The sequence below is a fragment of the Streptomyces sp. NPDC030165 genome (genome assembly GCF_055573595.1).
Genome location: NZ_JBVIBD010000016.1, coordinates 228285 through 236730, shown reverse-complemented (window position 1 = coordinate 236730; position 8446 = coordinate 228285). Strand labels below are relative to the sequence as shown.

Here is an 8446-nt window from a genome sequence, read left to right as displayed (position 1 = left end):
CACGTGTACAGGAGCGCGGCCAGGGCCGCGACACCGAGCAGGGAGGGACGCGCCCAGCGGGGCTGGTCTTCGGGGGAGCGCCACAACTCCCAGCGACGGCGCACGCGTTGAGGTTCTGGAGCGGGCGGCCCGGGAGGCGCTGTGACGGATGCGGCTGCGGAGGACGGCGTGGAGGCGGAGGATGCGGACATGGCTGAGAGGGCTCCCTGGTCGAGAGACTCGGGCGCGTACGGGACGGAGCCGGCCGGCGGGCACGGCAGCGGCGGGCGGCAGACGTGGCGGGACGTCCGTCACCCGTCCGGGTACGCGTGGTCCGTGCCGATGGTGGTTCCCTGTGACAGGCCGGACAAAGGAGGCGGTTGACCAGACGTTGTCCGGGAGTTGACCGGCCAGCTCAGCGGAGCGGGAGAGCCTTCCTTCCGGACAAAGCGAGGGGCGCCGCCGGGCGGCCGGTCCCTGCGGTACTACGCCGCGCCGCCCTCCGCCGACGGAGTGCCGTCCGGCGCGGGGCGCCGGTCCGGGGCCGGCCGGCGGACGGTGACTTCGGCGACGGCGCCGCCGTCGGGGGCGTTGGAGAAGCGCAGCGTCGTACCGAGGACGCGTGCCTGCCCCACGGCGATCGTCAGCCCGAGGCCGTGTCCGCCGCCCTTCCGGCCGTTCCGGGAGCGGGTGCGGAAGCGCTGCGGTCCCTCGGTGAGCAGTTCGTCGGGATAGCCGTCGCCGTGGTCGCGTACCGTGACGACCGGCCCGTCGACGGTCAGGACCACCGGGGGGCGGCCGTGCTTGTGCGCGTTGGCGACGAGGTTGCCCAGGACGCGCTCCAGCCGCCGCTGGTCGGTCTCGACCCGGCAGTCCCGCACCACCCGGACCTCGGCCTCCAGCCCGGTGGCCCGTACCGCGCGCTCGGCCAGTGGTCCGAGCCGGTGCACGTCGAGGTCGGCGCGTTCCACCTCGGCGTCCAGCCGGGAGATCTCCAGCAGGTCCTCGGTCAGCCGGCGCATGGCCTGGACGCGTTCCTGGACCATCTCGGTGGGCCGCCCGGCGGGCAGCAGCTCGGCGGCCGCGTGCAGGCCGGTGAGCGGGGTGCGCAGCTCGTGGGCGACATCGGCGGTGAAGCGCTGCTCGCTGTGCAGCTTGCTCTGCAGGCTCGCGGCCATCGCGTCGAGCGCGGCGGCCACGGCGGCGGTCTCGTCCCGCGCGTACCCGGGGCACTGCGCCCGGGGGTCGTCCACCCGCGCGTCGAGGTCACCGTCGCTGATACGGCGCGCCACCTGGGCGGTGCGGTGCAGCCGCCGGGTGACGCTCCTGGTGGCGTAGAGGCCGACGACGAGGGTCAGCGTGATGGCGACGGCAGCCGATCCGATGATGGCCTGGTCGAGGCCGCTGATGACGGCCGCCCGCTGGCTGTAGTCCTGGCCGACGGCCAGCGCCTTTCCGTCGGCCGGTGTCACCGCCCACATCGTCGGGCGGCCGTTGTGCTCGCCGAGCTGGGTGCCGCGCCGGCCCTGCCGTGCCATCTCGCGCAGTGCGGGCGGCAGATCCGGCGGGTCCAGCCGCGCGTCGCGGCCGAGCGGCTCACCGGCGACGTACGTCTGGACCACCGAGTCCAGCCGGTCCAGGGCCGCGTTCCGGGCCTGCTCCTCGGACTGCCGGCTGACCAGGACGTGCACCAGTACGCCGAGCACCGTGGCCAGGAAACAGCACATGACCATGATGAACAGGGCGGCCTTCCACCGCAGCGTCGCCGTCCAGGACGGCAGGTGCCGCCACCGGTGCCTGCGCGCCTCCGCCGTACCGGCGCTCACCGTACGGCCTGCGGGCAGGCGGGTGGCGGAGCGGTGGGTACCGGCATCCCTGCGAGCGTCGGCGGCCGGACCCGTCTCTGCCTCGGGAGCGGCCGGGAGCGGGGGAGGTGCACAGTGTTTCCAGTCGGTGGTCACGGGGTCGCGGGACGGAAGGGAACCCTACGTCGAACATGATGTTGGCTCCCCTCCATTGCGGCAATCCGGCGATTGCGTAACGAACGTCCATAAGGGGGTGAACGGTGTTGTTACCGCCCCTGGCCGCCGCAGCGGAGCGCTCCGAGGTTTTTCCCGGAACTCTGCCCCGGGGGGTGTGCCCTCAGTGCTCCGCCCCGGCCGCCGTCGCCGCCTTCACCAGCGTCATGGCGGCGTCGCGGGCGCGCAGGGCCGTGTCCGGGGAGCCGTTGATCGTGGCCGTCGTGATGGCGCCGTCGATCAGCAGCACCAACTGCTCGGTGAGCGCCGCCGGATCGTCGGCGCGCAGCTCCCGTACGAGACCGGCGACGTACGCGTGCACGGCGTCCTTGTGGTCGCGTGCGGCGCGGGCCACGCCCTCCGACGCGGCGCCCAGCTCGCCGAAGGCGTTGATGAAGGCGCAGCCCCGGAAGCCCGGCGTGGTGAACCAGGTGTGCAGCCAGTCGAAGACGGCGGCCGGCGCGTCCTCGGGCGCGGCGGCGTGCTCCTTCACGTAGGCGGCCAGGGCCGCGCGCCAGCGCTTGTCGCGGTGCCGCAGGCAGGTCTCCACCAGCTCGTGCTTGGAGGGGAAGGACTGGTAAAGCCGCTTCAGGGACACGCTGGACGCGGCGCGGATCTCGTCCATGCCCACGGCCTGGATGCCGCGTGCGTAGAACAGCTCCTCGGCGGCGTCGAGCAGCCGTACCCGGGCTTCTTCCTGGTGCACAAGGGTCTCCCGCTGTTGCCGAGAACGATCGTTCTCGTAGAGTAGCGGACGACGCGGAGAACGCCCGTTCTCCGTGTGGTTCCTCCTGCAAGGAGTCCGTCATGACGCCACGTCCCCCGCTCCCGCCGTTCGACCGGGAGAGCGCGCTGAAGAAGGTGCAGGCCGCCGAGGACGCCTGGAACACCCGCGACCCCGAACACGTCGCCCTCGCGTACACCGAGGACTCGGTCTGGCGGAACCGGGACACGTTCCTCGCCGGCCGCGCCGAGATCACGGCCTTCCTCCGCGAGAAGTGGGCGCGCGAGCTCGACTACGCGCTGCGCAAGGAGCTGTGGTCCTTCCACGACGACCGGATCGCGGTGCGGTTCCAGTACGAGTTCCACGACGCCACGGGCCAGTGGTGGCGCAGCTACGGCAACGAGCTGTGGGAGTTCACCGGGGAGGGGCTGATGCGGCGGCGCGAGGCCAGTATCAACGACGTACGGATCAGCGCCCGGGAGCGGCGCATCTTCGGCCCGCGGCCCGCGGAGGAGGACCGGGCCCCGGTCCCCGTCCGGTGACCTGAACCTTCGGGGGGCCCGGCGCCGCGACGCACTCCGCTCCGCCGGGGCAGGCGGAGCGGAGTGCGCGGTGGTCCGGCGCGCCGTTGACGACGACGGGCGCGCCGGGGACCCGCGTCAGGCGACGCTTACTTCACGTTGATCGCGGTCCAGGCGGCCGCGACCGTCTTGTACTCGGTGCTGCTGGCGCCGTACAGGTCGGCAGCGGCCTTCAGGGTGCCGGTGCGGGCGCCCGCGTACTTCGTGGTGGAGGTGAAGTACGTGGTCAGCGCGCGGTACCAGATCTTCTCGGCCTTGCTGCGGCCGATGCCGGTGACCTTCGAGTTGTCGTAGGTCGGGCTGTTGTAGGTCACGCCGTTGATCGTCTTGGTGCCGCTGCCCTCGGACAGCAGGTAGAACCAGTGGTTGGCCGGGCCCGAGGAGTAGTGCACGTCGACGCCGCCCAGCGACGAGGACCAGTAGTCCTTGGACGCGCCGTCCTTGGAGGGCTTGTCCATGTAACGCAGCGGCGTGCCGTCACCGTTGATGTTGATCTTCTCGCCGATGAGGTAGTCGCCCTTGTCGGTGGCGTTGTTGGCGTAGAACTCGGTCGCCGTGCCGAAGATGTCGGACGTCGCCTCGTTCAGACCGCCGGACTCGCCGCTGTAGTTGAGCTTTGCGGTGGCCGCGGTGACGCCGTGGCTCATCTCGTGGGCGGCCACGTCCAGGGAGGTCAGCGGGTTGCTGTTGTTCTGGCCGTCGCCGTACGTCATGCAGAAGCAGGAGTCCTGCCAGAAGGCGTTGACGTAGCTGTTGCCGTAGTGGACGCGGGAGTAGGCGCCCTTGCCGTCGTTGCGGATGCCGTTGCGGCCGAGGACGTTCTTGTAGAAGTCCCAGGTGACCGCCGCGCCGTAATGCGCGTCGACGGCCGCGGTCTGCCGGCCGCCGCCCCACTTGTCGTCGGCGTCGGTGAAGAGCGTGCCGGTGCCGGACGTGCCCTGGCGCAGGTCGTACGTCTTGTGACCGCCGCGGGCACCGTCGGTGAGGTTGTAGGTGCTGCCGCTCTTCGTCGTGGTGAGCGGGACGGTGCCGCTGTACGTGCTGGTGCCCGTACCGGTCTCGATCGTCTCGTCCTGGAAGAGCTTGGCCCCGGTCTTCGCGTCGGTGACGACGTGCAGCTCGCTGGGCGTGCCGTCCTTCTGGACGCCGGTCACCACGGTCTCGTACGCCAGGACGGGCTTGCCGGAGGCGGCCCAGATCACCTTGCGCGGCGCGGCCTTGGTCTCGGCCTTGGTGTTCTTCTCGGCGGCGGAGGCGGACAGCGCGCTCTTCTTGGCGGCGGTGGCCGGCTGGGTGGCGTCCGTGGTGGGCACGGCTATCTTGGCCTGGGTCGCTTTGTCGACCGTACGGGCGCCGTTCGCCTTCTCGTGTACGACCAGGTCCCCGCCGAGGACCGGCAGGCCCTCGTACGTGCGCTCGTAGCGCGTGTGCACCGTGCCGTCCGCGTCCTTGATGACGTCGCGGGCGACGAGCTTCTCCTGGCCGCCGAGGCCGATCTTCCGCGCGGTGCCGGCGGCTTCCGCCTGCGCGCTCTTGATCGCGGTCACGCGCTGCTGGGCGGACAGCGCGACGGCGGAGGCGCCGGTCGCGGCGTCGGGCTGCGCGGTCGCCGACCCGGTCTGGACGGTGACCGCGACCATCGCGGCGGAGGCGACCAGGGCGGCGGCACGGAGGGTGTACTTGCGGGGGGTGGAGGTCATGCGTCTCAACTCAGTCTCCTAGCGCGGGCCGTACGGTTTCGGCCCGAATGAGGGGGAGGGCGGGCCCTGTCGGGCCGCCCGGTGGTGCAGGAGTGAATCGAGAGGAGAGTGCCATCACCCGACTGTGTTTGTCAGGGCTTCAACAAGGATTTCACAGGGGGTTTGACGAAATGCGGTTGTTTGTCGCCGATTTCTGGTCGACGAGGGACCGCTTTTGTGAACAGCTTGTTGCGGGCGGGGCTACGGAACAGCTCATTGCGTACGGGACTGCGGAGCGGATGCCCGGCGGTCCGCGGCCCGATGCGCACCCCGGGCCGCGAGGGGGGCCAGGCCGCGGACTCGTCAGACCCGCCCGGTCCACGTCACCGCCGTACCGCATGCCGGAGGCCCGGCGCCGCCATCGGACGCCGGGCCTCCGTACCGCTACGGGAACGCTGCCTCAGGAGGTGGGCAGCTTCGCCGACCAAGCCGTCACGGACAGCGTGCCGTTGTCCACCTCCTGGTCGAACGGGAGCACATTGTGACCGTTTCCGCCCCTCGGCGAGACCTGCAGGTACTTGGCGTGCGCGGTGTCCGCGCCGGTGTGCGTCCACACCAGGTCGGCGTAGGCGCTCTTGCCCGGCGCGAGCGTCACCGGGCGCACGCCCGGGTCCTTGGCGAAGTACGTGTCGCCGTGCCGCGCCCGGGTCTTGAGCGCCGTGTGCCCGGCGCCCTCCAGCGCCAGGCCCGGGTAGCCGGAGATCGTGCAGGTGCTCTGGCCGACGTTCTCCATCCGCAGGTAGGTGCCCGCGTGGTTCATCCCGGCCTGGTTCCCGCCCGCGTCCGTCGTCGTGACCTTCAGCGTCCCCGGCTGGCACGCTCCGGCACCGGCCGCCCCCGCGTCGGCGGCGGAGGCCACACCCGCACTCGCCCCGGCGGCCAGAGCGGCGGCAGCGGCGACGGCGGCAGCGGTACGCAGACCACGCATGGTCGATCAACTCCCTCTTCCCCGGCATTCCGGGGAACACGATCGTGATGCACCCGCCCGCCTGCCCCGCACCCGGGGACCGACACATGCCGGCCGCGGCGCGAGCCGTTTCCGGGTGGCTGCCCGAGCCGGGGGCGGCGGGCCGGTGCGTTCGTTCCTGATTCCGCACCAGCACCCTGCGGGCAGGCCCTGTCGATCGGCTAACACCCGGCTAACGTCTCGCTACGCCCCTCACGTACGGCGCCGCCGCCTCCGGCACGCCACGGTGACCGCACTCAGCAACGGCCCCCACCACAGCAGTGGCGCGCAGCAGACGCGGAACACCAGGGTGCTCCACCCGGAGCCCGCCGTGGGAAAGCCCGCGGGGAGCGGCCCGCCGCGCAGGGTGATTCCGTACGCCTCCGTGACGGCGGCGTTCCGTCGCGAAGACCGCAGGGGCGGCCGGCATCAGTTCATGGTCGACCCGATGGGGGCGTTCCCGGTGGTCAGGAAGGTCGTCACCGGGAGCGAGCCGTCCGCCCGGCGGGGCCCGTACGCGGTACGGGCATCGGTGGACCGGAACGCGGGCGTCGCCACGCCGCGGTCCCAGTTGTTGCCGGCCGAGACGGCGGAGGAGCCCAGCTTCGCCGGCCTGTCGCCGTTGGCGACGGCCAGGTTCTTCGCCAGGCGGCCCTTGCCCTTGGCGAAGTAGAAGCCCGCCTTCTTGTTGGCGTACGCGGTGTTGCGCTGGAGGACGGTGGCGCCGGGATTGCTGTTCTCGGTGAAGCCGTGCATCGAGTTGTCCCAGGCCGCGTTGTTGGTCACCGTGTGGGCGGCGACGGTACCGCCGCCGCCCAGCTTGAAGCCGTTGCCGTTGCCCTCGAAGGCCGGGTCGTTCCAGCGGTTCCTGCCGTTGCCGTAGGCCCAGGTGTGCTCGATGGTCACCGGACCGGCGAACTTCCAGAGGTCCAGCCCGTCGTCCGCGTTGTTGAACAGCCGCGCCCCCGTGATCCGGTTGCCCTGCCCCGAGCCGAACTTCACGGCAATGCCGTCGGCGTTCTGGCCGTGCGTGGCGGAATCGAAATTGCCGTGGCTGTCCAGGTTCTGTACGAGGTTGTCGTTGGTGCCCTCGCCGCGCAGGGTGAAGCCCGAGTTGCCGTTGTCGGCGGTGACCAGGTTCTTGAAGACGCCGCCGGTGGAGGACGTGGCGACGAAGCCGTGCGCGGGCGACTTCTGGAAGGTGAGGTTCCGGACGGTCCAGTAGTCACCCGATATCCCCGCCAGCCAGGATCCGGCGGGCAGCTTCGAACCGTCGATCCGCACCTTCTCGCCGCCGTACGCGGCGAGGGTGATACGGGCCGCGGGCGTGCCGTCGGCGGAGCTCTTGAGGCTGCTCGTCGGGTGGTACGTACCGCCGCGCACCTGGATGGTGGTGCCGGCCTCGGCGTGTGCGACGGCGTCCTGGAGGGCCGCGGTGGACGAGACGACGACCGTCTGGGAGGCCGCCCCGGCCGTACCGGGGGCGAGCGCCAGCCAGGCGCCACCCGCACCGGCGGTCACGGCGACGGCGGTGGCGATGGTCAGGGTGCGGGTCCTGCGGTGGCGACCGGTGCTGCTGCTCACGGCAGTCGTTCCTTTCGTGGGGGACGGAAGCGGCGGCCGGCCGGGCTCGCTGCCCGGGGCCGCACACGTCCTTGTCACCGCCGCACGCGGAAAGGTTGCCGCGGGGGGCGGGAAAGTTCCGGGGCGCGCGACGGGGCGCGCGACGGGGTGCGGCGCGTCCGGTGCGGTCCAGGGGGTGCGGGCGCGGTCCGCCGTCGCATATTGAGACAGGGGGATTATGCCGGTGAATTCCAGGTGCGGAGGATTTCCGTTCCGGGCTCGAATCCCCGCGTCCGCCGCTCCGAAAATAAATAGCACCGGGGCCGCGTCAAACTCCCTCATTTGGTGACGCCGGAACGTCTTGCCGGTGCTGCCGCCGCGCCAATTTAATTGCTCCAGCAGGTTGTTCATCCCCCACCGCAGGAGACTTCGAATGAAGCGCATTCCCCGCATTCTCGCCGGTCTGGGTATCGCCACGGCGGTCGCTCTCGGTGCGACCACACCCGCCCTCAGTACGACGGGCTTCTTCCTGTACACCACGCCTTCGGGCCAGCAGGAACAGCTCGACAACCCGCGGAGCAATACCTGCCACACGATCGAGGGGAACGGCCGGGCCTACAACGGCACCAACAAGGTGGTCGCCCTCTATGCGACGAGGGACGACTGCGAGGGGACCGCGACCCAGTTCCTGAAGCCGCGACAGCACGGTGCGGACGTGGAGTTCAAGAGCGCGGAATTCATCCGCTGACCGATCGCGTCACGTCGGCCCGGGGGGGGGGGGGGGCCCCCCCCCCCCCCCCCCCCCCGGGGGGGGGGGGGGGGAAGAGAGCGAGTCGACGAAAACACAAAAAAAAACACGAAAACACACCACCCTTCTCCCACAAGAAAAAAGGAGG

General features: G+C 71.2%; 7 protein-coding genes. 2 read left to right on the top strand and 5 right to left on the bottom strand.

Features of this window, described 5'->3' with window-relative positions; genetic code table 11:
• Positions 1–464: 464 nt before the first annotated feature.
• Both ACZ4Z1_RS28330 and ACZ4Z1_RS28325 read right to left on the bottom strand, forming a co-directional pair.
• The gene (locus ACZ4Z1_RS28330) at positions 465–1805 is read right to left on the bottom strand and encodes an ATP-binding protein (protein WP_468489459.1); all 1341 of its coding nucleotides are present in this window, start codon (positions 1803–1805) and stop codon (positions 465–467) included.
• 316 nt (positions 1806–2121) lie between these two features.
• Complete coding sequence (locus tag ACZ4Z1_RS28325; protein WP_468489458.1) at positions 2122–2703, bottom strand: TetR/AcrR family transcriptional regulator; 582 nt, start codon at positions 2701–2703, stop codon at positions 2122–2124.
• Positions 2704–2804: 101 nt separating this feature from the next.
• On the opposite strand from ACZ4Z1_RS28325, the gene ACZ4Z1_RS28320 reads away from it, so the two are divergent.
• Entirely contained in the window at positions 2805–3263 is a 459-nt protein-coding gene (locus ACZ4Z1_RS28320) for a nuclear transport factor 2 family protein (protein WP_468489457.1), read from the top strand.
• Positions 3264–3391: 128 nt separating this feature from the next.
• Here the strand turns inward: ACZ4Z1_RS28320 and ACZ4Z1_RS28315 are convergent, their stop codons facing one another.
• The 3 genes from ACZ4Z1_RS28315 to ACZ4Z1_RS28305 all read right to left on the bottom strand — a co-directional run bounded on the left by ACZ4Z1_RS28315 (position 3392) and on the right by ACZ4Z1_RS28305 (position 7571).
• Positions 3392–5002: a M4 family metallopeptidase gene (locus ACZ4Z1_RS28315; protein WP_468489456.1), complete on the bottom strand. Its 1611-nt coding sequence runs from the start codon at positions 5000–5002 to the stop codon at positions 3392–3394.
• Positions 5003–5441: 439 nt separating this feature from the next.
• Positions 5442–5969 (bottom strand): DUF4232 domain-containing protein, encoded by a 528-nt coding sequence (locus tag ACZ4Z1_RS28310; protein WP_468489455.1) that lies wholly within the window; start codon positions 5967–5969, stop codon positions 5442–5444.
• Positions 5970–6416: 447 nt separating this feature from the next.
• Entirely contained in the window at positions 6417–7571 is a 1155-nt protein-coding gene (locus ACZ4Z1_RS28305; protein WP_468489454.1) for a right-handed parallel beta-helix repeat-containing protein, read from the bottom strand.
• Positions 7572–7983: 412 nt separating this feature from the next.
• Here ACZ4Z1_RS28305 and ACZ4Z1_RS28300 point away from each other — a divergent pair, with 412 nt between their 5' ends.
• Positions 7984–8298: a hypothetical protein gene (locus ACZ4Z1_RS28300; RefSeq protein ID WP_468489453.1), complete on the top strand. Its 315-nt coding sequence runs from the start codon at positions 7984–7986 to the stop codon at positions 8296–8298.
• Positions 8299–8446 lie beyond the last annotated feature (148 nt).